Origin of the sequence: Leptolyngbya cf. ectocarpi LEGE 11479, assembly GCF_015207065.1 — a bacterium.
Classification (GTDB): Bacteria; Cyanobacteriota; Cyanobacteriia; order Phormidesmidales; family Phormidesmidaceae; genus Leptothoe; species Leptothoe ectocarpi.
On record NZ_JADEXP010000011.1, the window covers coordinates 23,874 to 43,012 of the forward strand.

Here is a 19,139-nt window from a genome sequence, read left to right on the forward strand (position 1 = left end):
TTTGAGGCCCTACTCATAACTTGAAAAAGCATTAGCCACAGCCAAGTTTCTATCAACTATAGAGGCGCGACAATAACGCTTCTAAACAAAATCAAATATTTCTGTTTTCTAGAAAATTTACGTTGTAACTCAGTTTTTATATTTGGAGCCTTGCAAAAATGAAAAATATGCCTGACAGCATTACATCACGGCTCGCACCAGACAAGATTACTATTCAACATCGCCGTTGCGAACCCAGAATTTACAATAATATTACCGAGTTGATTGGCAATACTCCTATCGTTCGGTTAGGTCAAATGTTTTGTGGATACAACATATTAGCAAAATTAGAGGGATATAATCCAATTAGCTCTATCAAAGACCGGGTTGCTTTTTATATGCTTAAACGTGCTACAGAACGAGGTTTTATTAGTTCTGACACCGTTATTATCGAAAGTACATCAGGTAACTTTGGGCTTGGCATGGCAGCAGCCTGTCAGTTCTATGGGTTAAGGTTTATTGCTGTTGTTGATCCTAAAATTTCTAGAATAAATTTGAGATTGTTGGAGCTACGGGGGGCTGAAATTGATATGGTGCGTGAGCCTGATGAAACAGGTAACTATTTATCACGACGCATTCAGCGTATACAAGAACTTCGCAAAGAAATACCTGATAGCTTTTGGCCCTGTCAGTATCGTTCACCGGATAACCCTAACGCTCATTATTATGATACTGGTCAGGAAATCATCAGCCAGCTGAATGGCCATCCTTTAGATTATTTTTTAGCTTCAGTGAGTACGACAGGCACTATATCAGGGATTAGTCGCCGTCTCAAGGAAGTTTATCCACAGCTCCAGGTGATTGGTATTGACGAAGAGGGATCTGCATTATTTGGCGGTCAATCAGGTCCCAGATTTTTAAATGGTATGGGCGCGGGCTATCCGATTCCAGAGTTGGCAGAAGAAACTCACCGGCAACAAAGCGTCGATCAGATTATTCGCGTGAAGGCCTCTGAAGGTATTGAAGCCTGTAACCAGCTGTTGAAGTGTGAAGGAGTTATGGCAGGTGGGTCTGGCGGAGCCGTGATTGCTTCTTTGAAAAAACTGTTGCCTAGAATTCCATTAAAAAGTAATGTCCTAGTTATTTTGCCAGATCGAGGCGAACGATATTTAGATACCTTTTATAACAAACGCTGGGTTGAGGACAATATAGATAACACGAAACAGAAATAATGATAAAGGGAGTTTATTAGCTTAGTTATATAGCCTTACGTTGTTATCTCAAGTCTAACTATATTAGGTTTTTCTATGGAACGGATTCTCTACCTTAGCCAATCTGATATTAAGCAATTAGGCGGTGCATTTTCTCCTCTTTATGTTGAGGCCGTTAGTCAGGCCTTAATTTTACATGCCCAGCAAGATGTTGTTCAACCTTTAAAGCCATATTTGCGCTGGCGCGGGGACGCTGGACACATTGCTGATCGGATCATTGCTATGCCAGCTTATATCGGTGGCCGTGATCCGGTGGCAGGACTGAAGTGGATCGGTAGTAAACACGATAATCCAACTAGTCGAGGACTGGAGCGGGCCAGTGCCCTGATCACGCTGAACGACCCTGAATCCCATTATCCCATTGCTGTGATGGAAGGTAGTCTGGTGAGTGGTATGCGGACAGCGGCGGTGAGTGCGATCGCAACCCGCCATCTAGCCAAGAGCGATTTTAGCCACGTTGCCTGTGTTGGCTGTGGAGTCATTGGCCGGATGCAGTTATCCACATTGCTAGAACAGTTTCCGTCAATTACAACTATCCACTTATTTGACTTAAATAGCTTAGCGGCTAAACGCTTAGCAGAGCGTCTCCAACAGCAGTTCCCAAAAACCGAGTTCAAAATCGCAGCGAATGCCGAAGCGGCTGTAGGTAAAGGTGAGGTGGTCATTTTCTGCACCGTCACTGATAAACCCTACGTTCCCTATAGCTGGTTGCAACCCGGTACGTTTGTCAGTAATGTTTCCATCATGGACTTGCACAAGGAAGTCTTTCTTAAGGCAGATAAGGTAGTTGTAGACGATTGGGAACAGTCTAACCGCCAAAAGAAGATTATCAATCAGTTAGTACTTGAAGGAAGCTTCTCTCGCGAGCAGCTCCATGCAGAATTAGGCGAAATTTTGACCCAGCGACGGCCAGGACGAGAATCCAGTGACGAAATTATTGTCCTGAATCCTATGGGCATAGCCATTGAAGATATCGCCTGCGCCCAAGCCATCTACCAAAAGGCGATCGCAGCTGGTATTGGCACTTGGCTGCCCCTATACTAGTCCTCTCCTACATGATTTTTTCCTACCTAACCGCTAACTCACAAATGCTTTCTGTTCATCATAAATAATTGCCAAGCCAATTCCATGAAATTTAGAACTGTTCCTGTTGGACGACCGGTTATCAACACCCAGATCTACATCCTTGATACCTATCTCAATCTTGTTCCTGTGGGTATCGAAGGCGAACTATATGTGGCGGGTGTAGGTGTGGGTCGAGGTTATCTCAATCGTTCAGGGCTAACAGATGAACGATTTATCCCCAATCCATTTTCGACTATAAATGATTTAAACCATAGTCGTCTTTACAAGACGGGCGATCGAGCCCGCTATCTGCCTAACGGCACCATTGAATTTCTCGGGCGTATCGATCACCAGGTCAAGGTGCGAGGATTTCGTATTGAACTGGGCGAAATCGAAGCCGCTTTATTAAGTCATTCCCATGTGCAGCAAGCTGTTGTTATTGATCGCGAAGACAATCTTGGTGACAAACGACTGGTTGCCTATATGGTGTGTGAAGCTCCCTTGCCTGCTTGCTCCACAAATTGGTCCGAATTTCTGAAAGCGCAGCTGCCAAGTCATATGATTCCCAGTGCTTTTGTCGAACTAGAGGCTTTGCCTCTAACCCCTAACGGCAAACTTGATCGACGGGCACTGCCAATGCCAGACACTGACTTGAGAGAGGCTGCTAATTTTGTTGCTCCTCGCACACCAACAGAAGAAATTACCGCCGATATTTTTGCAGCTGTATTGGGACTAGAGACTATCGGTATTCACAGCAATTTCTTTGAATTTGGCGGTCATTCTCTCTTAGCAACGCAAGCAATATCAAAGTTGCGCGGGGCATTTCAGGTGGAACTACCCTTGAGAGATTTGTTTGAAGCACCGACAGTGGCTGAGTTGGATCAGCGTATTCATCAAGCCCTGACCTGTGAGCAATCGCAACATAAGCTTGTTCCCATTACAGCTATTTCCCGAGAGAAGAGCTTTCCATTTCCACTTAGCTGGTCTCAAGAAAGACTGTGGTTTCTAAATCAGTTAGAAGGAGCCAGCAGGGCTTACAACATTCCCATAGTGCTGAAAGTTGAGGGCTCTCTTAATCTAGATGCGTTGGCATGGGCAATGCAGAGCGTAGCTGAACGTCACGAGATTCTGCGCACTACCTTTCACAATCCAGATGGGCAGCCGATACAGATCGTTTCTCCAACTGCTGCATGCTCAATTCCATTGGAAGACTTCACAACAGTTCCAATGGAACAGCAACAGGATAGGGTGCACCAACGCATTCATCAAGCAGCAACAACTCCCTTTAATCTGACCGAGGGGCCTCTGTTGCGTATAAGCCTGTTGCATCTATTCGAAAAATCCTACGTTTTACTATTAGTTTTTCACCACAGCATCTTTGATGCCTGGTCAGGTGAGGTGTTTGTTCGAGAATTAACGACATTTTATCAAGTCTATCAGTCACAGCCAGCGAAGGTTTCTCCCTTTCCCCCCCTGACTCATCAGTATGGTGACTATGCCTACTGGCAACGCCAGCATCTGAACGTTGTCTTAGAGCCTCAACTCAAGTACTGGCAACAGCATCTGTCGGGCACTTTGCCAGCTTTAAATTTCCCCACAGACTATCCTCAGTCAGCCCAACCCGAATATCAAGGAGCCCGATGTTCTCGACAGCTATCAGTCTCATTAAGCACGGCACTGAAAACCTTATGTCGAGAAGAAGACGTCACGCTATTTATGGCCCTACTAGCCGCACTAAACCTGTTGCTAGCTCGCCATACCGATCAGACAGACATCATCATAGGAGCGCCAATTGCTGGACGCCAACATCCAGGCACTGAAAACTTGATTGGTTTCTTTGTCAATCTATTACCCCTACGTATTGATTTATCAGAGATCATTACATTTCGAGAGTTACTGGCTCATGTGCGTGACGTAACGTTGGCAGCTTACAGCAATCAGGATGTCCCCTTTGAAAAGCTGGTGGAGGTTTTACAACCAGAACGTGCTCTAAATCGTCATCCTGTTTTTGATGTCATGCTAAATTTTCTCCAGACTTCCATGGCCCCTCCCAAGGTGAGTGGTTTGGAGCTAACTCCTTTAGAAATGCCGGATATGGCTTCTAAATTTTGGCTGACGTTACATGTAAGAGAACAAGAAAATTGTCTTCAGTTAGAACTAGCATATCGCCAATCACTGTTTTCAGCAGAGCGGATGGAAATTTTTCTAGCTCAGTTTGAAACACTGTTAGAGCAGATTGTATCGATGCCTAATCAGGCCGTACATCGGTATTCACTTCTGGTTGCTAACCCTCCGTGGAAACTGCCAGATCCGAGTGTTCCCTTGGTCGAATCCCCGTTTGAGCCCGTTTCAGCTTTAGTCATGGCTCAAGTGCGAAAGCACCCTGACAAGACTGCCATTACTCAGGCTGGACAGTGCTGGACGTACCAAGATCTAATGGCTGAGGCGACTCGCGTTGCCGATCGACTGATCGACACTGGCGCACAGTCAGGCGATGTGGTGGCTGTATATGGAGAGCGAAACTTTGAATTCATTTCCAGTATCCTTGGCATATTCCTGAGTGGAACTGTACTGCTTACTCTAGATTCCAATTTACCAGAACAACGGCTGCGACTGATGGTAGAGCAGGCTAAGGTTCGCTATTTGGTGATACTAGATAATGATCTGCCCAGACAATGGGTTCCCGATCCGGTTCACCTGTTAATGGAGAAGCCCACAGTAAAATCTCAGCAGACCGCTGTCAAGTCTGCGGCTATGGTTTCTGTGCAGATGTCTTCTTTACCTCAGGTTAAGGGCGATGATCCAGCCTATATATTCTTCACCTCGGGTAGTACGGGTATTCCCAAAGGAGTGCTAGGTCTACATAAGGGTATTTCTCACTTCGTCAATTGGCAGCGAGATACCTTTGAGGTTGGCAGTGAGGATCGGGTTGCTCAGCTGATCCGTTTATCTTTTGATGCACTACTGCGAGATATTTTCTTACCGTTGACAAGCGGTGCGACTTTATGTCTGCCGACTGAGGATGAGTTGAGTCGCGATCGCATCTTACATTGGCTAGAACAAGAGAATATTTCTATTCTTCACACAGTACCTACAGTCGCCCAGTTCTGGATAGCCAATGCTCCGAATATCATCAAGTTACCCGCTCTGCGACTCGCCTTTTTCTCCGGCGAGCCCCTAACCGCAAATTTCATTAGCCAATGGCGGCAAACGTTTACCCCAGCCCATAATCTTATTAATCTTTATGGTGCTACAGAGACCACCATGGTTAAAACCTACTATCTAGTGCCTCAGCATCTACGTCCAGGCAGCCAGCCAGCAGGTTGGCCTCTGCCCCAAACCCAAACTTGGGTATTACGTGATAACGATCAACCCTGTGGCATTGGAGAAGTTGGCCAAATTGTCGTACGCACACCGTTTCGTACCTTGGGATATATCAATGCAGATTCTGGTCAACCACCTTGCTTTAGACCAAATCCTTTCCGCTACGATCCTGATGACTTAGTCTACGACACAGGCGATCGAGGACGATTTTTACCAGATGGCAGCCTGGAGGTATTAGGTCGTTTAGATAGTCAACTCAAAATCCGAGGTGTGCGCATTCAACCTGGAGAAATTGAGGCAATTCTGAATCAAGATTCAGACATTGATCAAAGTGTAGTCGTTGCCCGTCCTGATGCTAAAGGAGAGAATGTCCTGATAGCTTATCTGGTTCCTCGCCATCAGACTGACATCGATCGGCACCAGCTGCACAACTCTCTATTTCAACGCTTGCCTGTCTATTTAATTCCTACTACCTATGTAATTTTGGACACACTTCCTCTAACACCCAGTGGAAAGGTTGATCGTAGCGCTCTCCCGATTCCGGACCTCAGTATCAGTACTCTCTCTACTCAGATTCCCCCACGTACGCCAACAGAGATTAGTTTGGTTGAAATTGTTGCTAACATTCTCAGGCTTGACACTGTAGGTATTTACGATAACTTCTTTGCTCTAGGGGGACATTCTTTGCAAGCGAGTCAGGTGATTGCCTATATCCAGCAAACCTTTGGAATAAAGCTACCCCTGCGCTCACTTTTTGAAGAGCCGACAGTTGCAGCGCTTGCCAAAATGATAGACATCTATCAAGAAAAAGGAAACACAAATGCGGCATCAACTACGCCAATTCCTAAACGGTCACGACGACGAGTAAAACGCTCAGCCGAAGGAACGCTGATTATACCGGCTCAGCTCAAGCAAGAGCTACAGGATAATTGAGTATGCCACTGGATTACAGCATCAATTTTAAAGCTATAGGTAAGGAGGGCTAGTTTGAGTTATTTCCACTCCCTATCAAGACTGGATTTCCTAGGCATTCTGGGGGGTATGGGTCCGTTAGCCTCTGCTGAATTTCTCAAGACTATTTATGAATACAGTCTGACGGGGGAGTCTGAGCAGGAATCACCCAGGGTTGTAGTATATTCTGATCCCACATTACCTGATAGAACTCAAATACTTTTGAGTGGCGAAAGTGAACCATTACTGAGTAAGCTTATCGAAGCATTACATCAGCTGAGTGAACTCAAAGCAAGAAGAATAATCATCTGTTGCGTTACGTCTCACTATCTACTTGCCAAACTTCCTGCTGACTTGCAAGAACGCATTATTTGTCTGGTAGACATTATTCTCAGTAATATTATTGAGCAAAAAAAAAAGCATCTTTTACTCTGTACAACAGGTACCCGTCGGCTCAAGATATTTTCACAGCATCCCCTATGGGGCCAGGCTAAGGAGTACATTATACTGCCAGATGATTCGGATCAACAGACTGTACATAACATGATATACCAAATTAAAACTAACGGTATATCAATACCGGTCGCGTATCAGCATGCAGAGTGTTTAGCCATGAAATACAATGCTGATTCGGTCATTGCTGGCTGTACAGAACTACATTTATTAAGTAAGTTTTCTATAAATGGGGGTGAGTTTCAAGCAAAACAAGATATTCAGATTACCTTTTTCGATCCTTTAGTGCATATTGCTCAAAGCCTTGCGTCGTGACCTCTAACAAATGAAAAAATCTAAGCCATCTATAGCCTCCATCAATGTTGAAAAAGTTAAGTTGGGATATCTACAAGTAGATCAACAGCCCCCTTTAGTCATAGAGCCGACTAGTGACGATCTGGATTTAGTATCCTGGGCCAATGATAACCAGGGGCTTATAGAAAGCCAGCTTGACACCTATGGTGCTCTTCTATTTCGAGGCTTTAAGCTACCTTCTCCAACCACTATGTTAGAACAATTCGCACTGACAAATTGTTCAGATCTATTTGACGACAATGGCGAGCATCCCCGTGAAGCCTTAGGTAGTAAAGTTTATACTCCTGTTTTTTATCCCAACGACAAGAAGATTTTCTGGCACAACGAGAACTCGTTTAATCGGCGTTCGCCCATGAGAATTTGGTTTTGCTGTCTACAACCATCAGAGCAAGGAGGAGAGACTCCTATTGTTGATAGCCGTGAAGTCTATAACCTAATCGATCCTGAAATTAGATCAGAATTTGAGCAAAAACAAATAAAGTATATCCGCAATTACAATCCGCAACTAGGACTTTCTTGGCAAAAGATTTTTCAAACAACTGATAAAAAAGAAGTTGAAGAAAAATGCAAAGATAATCTAATGTCGTTTGAATGGAAAGAAGGGGATCGTCTGCAGACAACCTGCATTCGTCCATCGGTGGTGAAACATCCAAGGACAGGTGAAAAGTCGTGGTTTAATCAGGCACAACATTGGCATTTATACTTTCTAGATCCAATTACCCGTGAGGTTTTTTCGTCGTCTTTTTCTGAAGATGAGCTACCACGTAACTGTTGCTATGGTGATGGATCGCCTATTCCAGATGCTGTTATGGAAGCTGTCGAAAAGGTATATCAGAAGCTGGAGATCAGTTTCTCCTGGCAGAAAGAAGATATCTTGATGCTAGATAATATCCTTATGGCCCACGCTCGTAATCCGTTTGTTGGAGAAAGAAAGCTCTTAGTGACGATGGGGAAAACGTTTCAATATGATCATTGTACTACTGCTCAAGACAATGCGCCTTAAAAACCTGAATTTATCCCGTGATTAGTTTATTCTCTAGTTCAGTACTTGTTGTTTAGCCATTCCTTTAGTCTAAGTACTTTTAGTTTAGCGTTATGACACTTTCAGCAGTTTCGGAAGACGTTTACATTTATCCGTTATCTTTTGCTCAAGAGCATCTCTGGTTTTTGCAACAGGCAAACCCAGAGAGCGTAGCCTACAATATGACTTACGCGCTCCGCCTGCAAGGCAATCTGAATGTGTCAGCATTAGAGTGTGCTATTCAAACTATCTACACACGTCATGAAACCCTGCGCACCAGTATTGAAATGGTCGATGGCTTTGCCATGCAGGTCATTTCTCCAGCTGTTGCTATGTCTCTTCCTTTTATCGATCTGAGCACCCTTTCCTCAACTGATGCTATGGGCGAGGTAAAGCGGTTAGCCATTGATCAAGAAACAACCTGCTTTAATCTAGCTCAAGAGGTCCTAATCCGAGTTCAGCTGTTACGATTGGCGGACACTGATCATGTACTGTTGCTAACGCTACACCATATTATTGCAGATGGCTGGTCTATTGGTATAATTATTCAAGAGACTTCTACATTGTATTCAGCATATTTCCAGGGCAAGCCACCTGCGCTACCTGAACTGCCGATTCAATATGGAGATTTTTCAGATTGGCAGCGTGATTGGTTGTCAGGCCCCGTTCTTCAGAAACTGCTCACCTATTGGACTAGTCAATTAGCTGGCGTACCTACATTACTAGAATTGCCTAGCGATCGCACGTACCCGGCAATCCGAACGGCTCAAGGTCGTACCGAAAAGTTTGTTGTTGATCCAACTTTAGCTCTGCAGCTCAAAACATTAGCTCAACGGCAGCAGGTGACTTTGTTTATGTTACTGTTGGCTGCATTTGGCACCCTGTTGTTTCGTTATAGTGAGCAGCAAGATATGGTGATTGGTACGTCGATTGCCAATCGTACCCGGCCAGAATTTGAGCCATTAATCGGCTTTTTTGTGAATACGTTAGCTTTAAGACTCCAGTTTCAAGAGATTTCAACATTTCAAGATCTCTTAGATCAGGTGCGTCAAGTAAGTTTGGGTGCTTATGAACATCAGGATTTACCCTTTGCCCATGTGGTTGAAGCACTTGATTTGGAGCGATCGCTGAGCCATAGTCCTCTAGTTCAGGTTATGTTTCTACTGCAGAATGCTTCTAGTGAGCAGTTAGAATTGCCAGGGCTAACGCTATCTTCCCTTGAGTTTGAAGAAACAAGAGCCAGATTTGATCTTACCCTGTCAGTGCAAGAAACAGCTGCGGGGCTGCAGGGGCAATGGGAATACAGTACCGATCTATTTGAAGCAGAGACTATTCGTCGTATGATCGTTCACTTTCATACGCTCCTAGAAGGCATTGTTGATAATCCTCAAGAACTGCTGGATCAGCTACCACTGTTGCCAAAACCAGAGTCTCAGAAGTTATTAAAAGAGTGGAACGATACGGCTGTTGATTATCCCAAAGAGCGTTGTATCCACCAGCTTTTTGAAGCCCAGGTAGAGAAAACTCCAAAGGCAGTTGCTGTTGAATTTAATACTCAGCAGCTGACTTACGAGGTATTGAATCAGCGGGCTAATCAACTGGCACGTTATCTGCAAACTGTGGGAGTTGGGCCGGAGATCTTAGTAGGGATTTGTGTTGAAAGATCCCTTGATATGATAGTGGGCTTGTTAGGAATTCTCAAGGCAGGGGGGGGCTATGTTCCCATGGATCCTAGCTATCCTAAGAAACGTCTGATCTACATGTTGCAAGATTCTGCAGCATCAGTTTTGTTGACTCAACAAAAAATACAAGAGAGTTTCTCTCAGTCAGGTGTTCATACAATCTGCCTCGATTTAGACTGGCCTAAAATTGCTGACCATGGGAGTGGCAATGTTGAGAGTACTATTAACTCCAACAACTTGGCCTATGTTATTTATACCTCCGGCTCCACAGGAAAACCGAAAGGAGTTGAGGTTATCCATCAAGGTTTGACTAACTATCTATGCTGGTGTGTTCAACACTATGATATTGCCAGGGGATCTGGGGCACTAGTTCATACTCCGCTTGGATTCGATGCAACTATTACGGGACTCTTTTCTCCTCTTTTGGTGGGTCGAACAGTATTTTTACTCCCAGAGGATCAGGGGATCAGCGCCTTGGCAGGCGCTTTACAGCAGGGAAATAATTTTAGTTTAGTTAAGTTGACACCCGCTCATCTAAAGCTTCTTAGTTCTCTTATTCCAGCGGAAAAACTAGCTCAACAGGCACACGTTTTTGTGATTGGCGGAGAAGCCTTGATGAAAGACATGATTTCTCCCTGGTTGACCCATGCTCCAAATACAAGACTGATCAATGAATATGGGCCAACTGAAACTGTGGTTGGATGCTGTATTTACGAGGCTAATGCCCATAAAGCTTTAGCAGATCTGATTCCTATCGGTCGTCCTATTGCCAATACTCAACTCTATATTTTAGATTCTCGGCTACACCCTTTACCTATTGGGGCTGTGGGAGAATTATACATAGGTGGAGACGGGGTAGCCCGAGGGTATCGGGGGTTGCCAGAACTAAGTGCTGAGAAGTTTATGGCTAACCCCTTTGGGTTAGGTCGTCTTTACAGGACGGGAGATCTAGCTCGCTATTTGCCTGATGGAAATGTTGAATTCCTCGGACGTATTGACAATAGCGTGAAGCTTCGGGGTTTTCGGATTGAATTAGGAGAGATTGAAGCGGTTCTGTCTGCCCATCCTCATATCCAACAAGTCAGCGTAATTGTTCGAGAAGATCACCCAGAGGACAAGCGGCTAGTCGCCTATGTGGTGAACCAACATATACAGCTCTCCTCAATAGAGCTACGTGACTTTCTCAAGGCTCAGCTGCCTGATTACATGTTGCCTAATACTTTTATGCAACTGGACGCTTTACCCCTGACTCCTAATGGTAAAGTCGATCGAAATGCCTTGCCCTCACCGGAAAGCCTGTCGGGACCATCCCGTGTATCGACTCCGCCTCGCAATCAGATGGAATTAAAACTGGCCCGCATTTGGTCAGACGTGCTCAAGGTAGATCAGATCGGGATGGAGGATGATTTCTTTGAATTGGGAGGTCATTCTCTGATAGCGCTGGCTCTGATGGCACGCATTAAGGAAATGTTAGGCTACACACTACCGTTCAATACTCTGTTTCAAGAAGCAACCATTGAACAGCAAGCTATGCTTTTGGAGCAAAACGTTGATCCGCAGGCATGGACTCCTTTGACACCTCTACAACCCCAGGGTAGTCACCCTCCCTTATTCTTGATTCATCCTGGCGGTGGAAGTGTGCTGTGTTACCAGAGACTGATGCCATATTTAGGTCAGCAAAGAGCACTTTATGGGCTAGAAACAAGGGGGTTCATTCCAGGGCAGTCCCCACGCACGAGTATTGAAGCGATGGCCACAGACTACATTCAATCTATCCAAGTGTTACAGCCTACCGGGCCTTATCACTTGGCTGGCTGGTGTTTGGGAGGAATGATTGCCTGGGAGGTTGCACAGCAACTGATGATCCAGGGGCAACACGTTTCTCGTCTCATCTTTATTGATGTTAATTCGTCAATGGCGGGTGATCAAATTCCTGAGCCGACCGATTTACTGGCGGGTATGGTTGGTCAAGCTTTAGACTTATCTGCAGTTGATCTAGAGGTGCTGACTAAACATTTGCAGTCTATGAATTGGGAGGATCAGCTTGCCTATGTTATCTCAGAGGCAGAACATCGAAATTTTCCGCTCAGTCCAGGGTTTGGGATGGCGCAATTGGACAGTATTGTGCAAATTAGGCGGGGGCACATTCAGGCTGCACAGAGCTATGTGCCTAAGCCTTATCCGGGTGAGGTAGTCCTACTACAAGCTGAGGGGGGAGTTGCCGCACGGGCTGATGATCCTACGCTTGGCTGGCAGGCTTTAGCTCAGAAGACAACGCTTCACTGGGTTCCTGGAAATCATTTATCTATGATGCGAGAACCCCATGTCAAAGTGCTGGGGCAATACTTCAAGAAATATTTAGATTAAACCGATGAGACCTGAAACAAGCTGCTCAAAATGGACGGCGATTTGATTGCGACAATGATTCTGGTTTTTAACCCTAATAAAGATCAGCAAATCAACAACGTAGCTGATTTACAGTAAAAGAATATGTCTGACTATTATCAACGATGACAGAGAAACTATTAACAGCCACAGAAAAGCCAATTGCCAAGGGCATGGGTGTATTTATATCCATTTGGCTGGGGTCATTTGTCTCGTTAATGGGTAAGCGCTTAACTAGCTTTGCTTTGAATATTTGGATTCTCCAAACGACGGACTCGATCAATTTCTACACACTGGGAGTTTTGATTACAACATTACCGGCTCTTTTTTTAGCTCCTTTTTTCGGTAGCTTAGTCGATCGCTGGCCACGGCGGTGGGTAATGATCATTTCTGAGATTGGGTCTGGCCTATGTATTTTGGCCCTTGCCCTTTTGTTTATTATGGACTCCTTAAAGCTCTGGCATTTATTCGTTTTGACAGGGCTCAATGCTGCTTTTATAGAAGTGGATACGCTGGCGTTTCAGTCTGCTGTTAGTTTGATTGTGCCGTCAGAAGAGTTACCTCGTGCAAGTGGGTTTACTCTCTTGGGTTCGGCTATTGCTCGACTGCTAGCTCCTGTTTTAGCTGGAGCTTTAATAGTCATTATTCAGATACAGGGTATTTTACTAATTGATTGCGCTAGTTTTTTTATGGGTCTAATCCCCTTGCTTTTGTTCCGATTACCAGAAGTAGATATAGCGTTGCTCGAGGGTGATAAAGAACATATTTCTCTAGGAGCGCAGCTCAATCAGGGGTGGACGTATTTAACTAGTCAATCAGGACTGTTTAGCTTAATGACGCTACGAGCAGTTTATACATTTGTCTCTACAGCTGGAATTCTGTTATTTGTTCCTATGCTGCTAAAGTTGACCACGCCTGTGGCTTTGGGGAGTTCTATGTTTGTTGTGGGTCTGGGGGGCGTAGTTGGAGGAGTTTTGATGGGGACTTGGGCTAATCGTCAAGAACAACTCATGCCATTAGTATTTGGCTGTATGTTTTTTACCAGTTTGGCGGCGATCGCAAGTGGATTACGCCCATCTTTGGGGCTCATTATAGCTGCAGCATTTTTCTTCCTCTTGAATTTTCCTCTAATTACAGGGTCTATTCAGGTTATTTTTCAGAGGCAGGTATCCCCTGAACTGCAGGGACGTATTTTTGCCCTGAGTAATGCGTTTGTTGCGATCGCAACTATTGCTGCAATTGTCTTTAGCTCCGTGGTGGATCAGCTTCTAGAACCAATGATGATTTTTGAAGGACCCTGGGCCAACGGAATTGGCCAAATTATTGGTACTGGACCAGGTCGAGGCATTGGCTTAATGTACATTATGCTAGGCGTAATGACTATGCTAATCACCATAATTGCTTATCAACATGTACCCTTGGTAAATATTGAGCAAGAAACTGAAATCTACAGTCAACCTTGCCTCGCACTCTCCGATTTAGACGTAACAAAGTAGCAAGCTTCCAGTGGAAATCAAGATTGTACTGACGCAGCTCTTTAAGGCAAGTATTTGGCAAACAAACCTATGATTACAGTAAGTATAGATCATGAATCTTACTATTAGCCCTGGACACAGGGCAAGAATAGGTGCTGTTGTTGGCGTTTTTGTACCTGTACTCATGCTCATGGGATACTGCGGTACTCTACTTTTGAGGACACGGTGGGGAATCTTTTTTGATGCCGTGATCAGCGTCCTTATTAGCGCTATTGCAGTTGCTCTTCTCAGTGGCACTATTGCACTTATAATTGTTTTCCTTACGAAGCTACCTCGTCTTTTCAGCAGTTATTTGGCTAGTGCATGGCTGGCCCTGCTATTGCTTCTCAATGATTCACCTGTGGCTAATCTTCCTCTAGCCACAGCGATAGTATTAGCCCTGGCCTTGTTGGGCGGCGCTATCGCGATGGTTACATCTCCAAATTTTATAACAATTCGCCTTTCTCAAAAGATATTACTAGGTGTTGTCTTATCTACTACAGCTGCGACCTCATTAGGCTGCTTTATCTGGCTTATAGCTCCGGGTACCGCCCAAGAACTGTTGCCAATGGACATGGGGTATCACCCAGTACTGCAGGCACTTGAGGCTCCCAATCCAGCCAAATTAGGTTCCTACAAGGTGAAGACACTCACCTATGGTAGTGGTGAGGACTGGCGTACAGAGTTTGGTCATGGTGCGCAACTCAGAACGCAACCAGTTGATGGCAGCGCTTTTTTGAATTCACCTCAAGGGTGGATTGGAAATCTAACCGGTTTACATCTGTTTGATGGATGGTTCCAATTGGTTCGGCAACGCTATTGGGGATTCGATCGCAGCAATCTTCCCCTCAACGGTCGAGTTTGGTATCCAGAAGGCGAAGGGAAATTTCCTTTAGTCTTGGTTGTCCACGGAAACCATCTTATGCGTGAGTACTCAGATCCTGGTTATGCTTACCTAGGAGAACTGTTAGCTAGTCGTGGATACATTTTTATTTCAATAGATGAGAATTTTCTAAATAGTGATTGGTCAAACGACTATAAAAAAGAGAATGAAGCCCGCGGATGGCTAATGCTCGAACACCTCAACGTATGGCGATCATGGAATACAGAAATTGGCAATCCTTTTTATCAAAAGGTAGACTTGGATAGAATCTCCTTAATGGGGCATTCACGGGGGGGTGAAGCTATTAATTTTGCAGTAGCGTTTAATCATCTTCAATACTATCCCAACGATGCAAACGTAAAGTTTGACTACGGTTTTAATATCAGATCTATCGTAGCTATTGCCCCGGTTGACTTCCAATCCTTCTACCAATCTGCCCCACTAGAAGATATCAACTATCTTGTGCTACAAGGAACCCATGATGCCGATGTTTTTCGCTTTTTAGGAGACCGACAGTACAAACGGGTCAAGTTTACTAAAAAAAACTATAGGTTCAAGTCCTCGATCTATATTTATCGGGCAAATCATGGGCAATTTAACACTGTCTGGGGTAATCGAGATCGGATACTGCCCTATGGTTACTCCTTGAATACCAAACCTCTGCTCACGGGAGAAGAACAACGACAAATCGCAAAAGTCTACATCAGTGCATTTCTTGATACTACCCTTAAAGATGAAGAGGTTTATCTGCCAATCTTTCACGACTATAGGCTAGCCGCCGACTGGTTGCCAAAAACACATTACATTAGTCGCTTTGAAGACTCACGTACACACATTGTTAGCGATTTTGATGAAGATATCGATCTTACAACTACAAGTATAAACGGCGGTAGCCAAGTGGGTGAAAATCTTAGAGTTTGGACGGAAAAAGATCTTGGGTTCCGCATAAGTAATACCAAACGCCAAAACCAGGCTGTTTATCTTGGCTGGGAATATAATGAGGCAGATAGAGATTGGATTAGAACAGATAGTTCAAGTCCTAGCATTGGCGCCATGAGAGATATTCAGCCAGCCAGCTATACCATTACTCTTCCTAGCAATTTCAGGACTCAATGGCCGATAAACTCAAGTTCATCGCTGACGTTCTCCCTTGCTGATGTGAATAAAAAATCTGCTCTGTTCTACGGTTCAGATGCTGCAGATGTGGAGTCAGCTACAATACTTGACTCAAAAAAAGATAAGCAGACTTATAAAAGTATAGAGACAAAAGGTATAGAGACAGACGAATCTGAGAATCGACCGGAAGAGATAGAAAAAAGAACCAAAATACCTATCGATTTCACCATTGAAGTGGAAGATCTAAACGAGCAAACCGCAGCTCTTCCTCTCAGTAAAATTGCAAGTTTACTACCCCCACTCAAAGCGAAGTTTACACGATATAGACCCTGGGAAAAGAGATATGGCTTCTCCAGTGAGTCTGTCCTGCAGACTATTGAAATCCCAATGTTTGATTTCCTAGAGGTTAATGGACAATTTAACCCTAGCCAGATTAAGGCGATCCGCTTTCGATTTGACCGCGTCTCTGTAGGGATGATTATTCTAGATGAAGTGGGGATCCGTTTGACTCAGTCAACAATGCTCCCTACCTAGCCAGATAGTCGGATCTCGGAGCCGTTTTCCGTTTTGATGACATCAATGCGAGTCTGAAACGCTTCGCGAAAATGGGGCATATGGGTGACCGTTAGGATGCAGGCAAAATCTGGTGCGATCGCATTGATCGCCGCAATCAACCGATCGCAGCCTGCCTGATCCTGGGTACCAAACCCCTCATCAATAATCAACATCTGCAGTGCTAGACCCGACCACTGCGCCAACAGTCGAGCCAGGGCCAGCCGAATCGCAAAATTTACTCGAAATGCTTCCCCTCCGGAGTAGGTTTCATAGGGGCGCGTTCCCTGGGTATCCGCAATCAAAATATCCAGGGTGTCGATCAGCTTTTTGCGCCCCGAACGCTGGGTGACAAACTGGACATGGAGCTGGTGGGCACTCAGACGACCGAGAAGTTGGTTTGTTTCTGCCTCTAGCTGGGGTAGCAGATTTTCAATCATCAGGGCCTGAATACCGTTTTTGCCAAAGGCCTGCTGCAGTTCCTGATGGACCCGCAGCTGATGCTGATAGCTGTGGAGCTGCTGCCGCTGTTGGTCCGTCTGCTGCTGCAGGTCGTCTAACTGCTGGAGCTGCTGTTCTAAACGACCTAGCTGAGAGAGCTGCTGTTCTCGCTGGGTCTGATGTTGACCGATAGTGACCTCCAGCTGTTGGATCTCGTCGGTAACATCGGGGAGTACGGTGGCTTCTGTTTCGGCAATCTGCTGCTGGAGGCGGTCGTATTGCTGCTGTTGTTCAGTTTGGGCGGTGGTTAGCTCATGCTGGCGCTGCTCCAGGTCAGGCAGTGTGGTCCGGGCCTGCTGTAGTGCCTGATATCGTAGCTGCCAGGGCTGCATTGTGTGCAGCTGGCTGCGGAGCTGCTGGTGTTGATCAGGACAGTAATCTAAATCTGCTAGGGTTTTCTCCAGGTGCAACAGGTCAGGTGAGGAGGGCCGGTTTAGCTGCGATCGCAATTCCCCTAGGGTCTTTTCAACCTCAGGCTTTTCTGCAGATAGTCTCTCTAACCGCTGCTTTGCCTGACTGAGTTCAGCCTGTTTAAATTCTGCCCAGCGTAACTTTTCCACCTGGTTACGCACCAGGGCATGGTCCCTCTCGTCATATCCCAGCGTCGTTAGCTGCTGTTCTAGCTGCTGATATTCCTGCTGTAGCTCGGTTGCATAGTTGCCCGAATCTAAACACTGTTCTAAATGTTGTCGTTCTTGTTCTAAGGCTTCCAGCTGAGTCTGGGCCTCTGCGGATGAGGAGAGGTGTGCCTGTAGAGCCCCTTGTTCCTGTAGTATGACTCCATAGTGCTCTAGTTCTGTCTCCAGCTGTCGATACTCCCGCCGCAGCACCTGAATTTCACGCTGAGAAGTGGTCAACTGTTCACGAATCACCCACAGACGCTGCTGTAGTATCTCTCGCTCCTGTTGCAGCTGGGCCACAACCTGAGGCCCATGGTCTGCCAACGGACGCTCACACAGTGGACAGGGGGCCTCCGGCTGAGCTAGGAGCGCCAGCCGCTGATCCAGCTGGATTAGCTGTTGTTCAGTCTGCCGCTGTTCAGTCTGGAGTTGGGCCATAAAGTCTCGCCGTTCCTGTCCTTTTTGACGAACCTGGACCTGATAAGCCCGGCGCTGCTCTAGATAGGAGAGCTGATGCTGTACCTCTGTCAGGTTTTGGGATAACTCCGGTCGCTGTTGGATAGTAAGGGTGGCTTGGGTTTGACTAATGGCTTCTAAGCGGGCTTCCAAACGGGCTGATGCTTGTTTTAACCGCGTGTGTATTTGCTGATGCCGCTGCTGGAGCGGGGTGACTTCCATCTGCCGCTGGTCTAGGGTCTGCAGCTGGCGGCGGGCAGTCTGCAGCTGGTTGATGCTAGCTGTCACCGTTGCCTGCTGACTCAGAACATGGTGAAGTTCTGCTATGGTTTCCTCGATTGAGGATAGCTTTAGCTCCAACCGACCAATACTAGTTTGCAACGTAGTTCGCCTTTGCTGTTCCTGGGCTTGTAGGGCAACATATTGAGTTTTAATTTGCTGATACTGCCGAAATTTTTGGGCACAGTCTTCCTCTGAGCGCTGCAGCTGTTGCAGCTGGGCATAGCCGGTTTCGATTTCAGAGGCCGCCGCTAACTCCGCTTGCAGCGTTTGGCACTGTTGCTTGAGATGCTGTAGCTCTGAGTGGCGCTGCTGCTGACTCTGGTGCAAATGCTCAAGGCGTTGTCTGGCTGTTTGGAGTGACTGTTGCTGTTGCTGCCGCTGCTGCTGTTGTTGCTGTAGCTGATCTCGCTGCTGTTGGAGTGTTTGTTGCTGCTGCTGATCGTGGGTAGTCTGCTGCTGGAGCGTTTGATAGTGGGTTGCGATCGCACTCCGCTCCGCCAGCTGCTCCTCTGCCTGGAGCAGGGAAGCTGTCAGCACCTTCATCTCAGCCTGATAGTCCCGTCCCCGCTCCCGAGCCTTCTCCACCAAACGATCATATTGACTAAGCTTTAGCAGATCTGCCAAAATCTGCTTGCGCTCGCCAGGACGTTTCAGCATAAACTCATCCGCCCGCCCCTGCCGCAGATAGGCCGAATGGATAAACGTATCGTAGTCTACCTTGAGATGCTGC

9 protein-coding genes are annotated in these 19,139 nt (G+C 45.9%); 8 read left to right on the plus strand and 1 reads right to left on the minus strand.

Annotated elements, in window-relative coordinates; translation table 11 throughout:
* Positions 1-158 precede the first annotated feature (158 nt).
* The 8 genes from sbnA to IQ260_RS02745 all read left to right on the plus strand — a co-directional run bounded on the left by sbnA (position 159) and on the right by IQ260_RS02745 (position 16,532).
* Entirely contained in the window at positions 159-1,211 is a 1,053-nt protein-coding gene (sbnA, locus tag IQ260_RS02710) for a 2,3-diaminopropionate biosynthesis protein SbnA (RefSeq protein ID WP_193990622.1), read from the plus strand.
* 75 nt (positions 1,212-1,286) lie between these two features.
* On the plus strand, positions 1,287-2,294 hold the full coding sequence (gene sbnB / locus IQ260_RS02715) for a 2,3-diaminopropionate biosynthesis protein SbnB (protein WP_193990624.1): 1,008 nt from the start codon (positions 1,287-1,289) through the stop codon (positions 2,292-2,294).
* An 84-nt stretch (positions 2,295-2,378) separates the two neighbouring features.
* Positions 2,379-6,572, plus strand: coding sequence for a non-ribosomal peptide synthetase (locus tag IQ260_RS02720; protein WP_193990626.1), 4,194 nt, complete (start codon positions 2,379-2,381; stop codon positions 6,570-6,572).
* A 54-nt stretch (positions 6,573-6,626) separates the two neighbouring features.
* Positions 6,627-7,358: an aspartate/glutamate racemase family protein gene (locus tag IQ260_RS02725; protein ID WP_228015435.1), complete on the plus strand. Its 732-nt coding sequence runs from the start codon at positions 6,627-6,629 to the stop codon at positions 7,356-7,358.
* 10 nt (positions 7,359-7,368) lie between these two features.
* Complete coding sequence (locus IQ260_RS02730) at positions 7,369-8,400, plus strand: TauD/TfdA family dioxygenase (RefSeq protein WP_193990630.1); 1,032 nt, start codon at positions 7,369-7,371, stop codon at positions 8,398-8,400.
* A gap of 92 nt (positions 8,401-8,492) precedes the next feature.
* A complete protein-coding gene (locus tag IQ260_RS02735; protein WP_193990632.1) occupies positions 8,493-12,467 on the plus strand; it encodes a non-ribosomal peptide synthetase in 3,975 nt (1,324 codons plus the stop codon).
* 143 nt (positions 12,468-12,610) lie between these two features.
* Complete coding sequence (locus IQ260_RS02740) at positions 12,611-13,981, plus strand: MFS transporter (RefSeq protein ID WP_193990634.1); 1,371 nt, start codon at positions 12,611-12,613, stop codon at positions 13,979-13,981.
* 91 nt (positions 13,982-14,072) lie between these two features.
* On the plus strand, positions 14,073-16,532 hold the full coding sequence (locus IQ260_RS02745) for an alpha/beta hydrolase family protein (RefSeq protein WP_193990636.1): 2,460 nt from the start codon (positions 14,073-14,075) through the stop codon (positions 16,530-16,532).
* Here IQ260_RS02745 and IQ260_RS02750 read toward each other — a convergent pair.
* On the minus strand, positions 16,529-19,139 hold a 2,611-nt coding region (locus tag IQ260_RS02750; protein WP_193990638.1), incomplete at its 5' end, for a sbcc family protein. The genes IQ260_RS02745 and IQ260_RS02750 overlap by 4 nt on opposite strands.

What these genes read in the sequence shown, in the direction of transcription:
- sbnA (WP_193990622.1), top strand. Translation starts at nt 159, where the DNA reads ATGAAAAATATGCCTGACAGCATTACATCACGGCTCGCACCAGACAAG.
- sbnB (WP_193990624.1), top strand. Translation starts at nt 1,287, where the DNA reads ATGGAACGGATTCTCTACCTTAGCCAATCTGATATTAAGCAATTAGGC.
- IQ260_RS02720 (WP_193990626.1), top strand. Translation starts at nt 2,379, where the DNA reads ATGAAATTTAGAACTGTTCCTGTTGGACGACCGGTTATCAACACCCAG.
- IQ260_RS02730 (WP_193990630.1), top strand. Translation starts at nt 7,369, where the DNA reads ATGAAAAAATCTAAGCCATCTATAGCCTCCATCAATGTTGAAAAAGTT.
- IQ260_RS02735 (WP_193990632.1), top strand. Translation starts at nt 8,493, where the DNA reads ATGACACTTTCAGCAGTTTCGGAAGACGTTTACATTTATCCGTTATCT.
- IQ260_RS02740 (WP_193990634.1), top strand. Translation starts at nt 12,611, where the DNA reads ATGACAGAGAAACTATTAACAGCCACAGAAAAGCCAATTGCCAAGGGC.
- IQ260_RS02745 (WP_193990636.1), top strand. Translation starts at nt 14,073, where the DNA reads ATGAATCTTACTATTAGCCCTGGACACAGGGCAAGAATAGGTGCTGTT.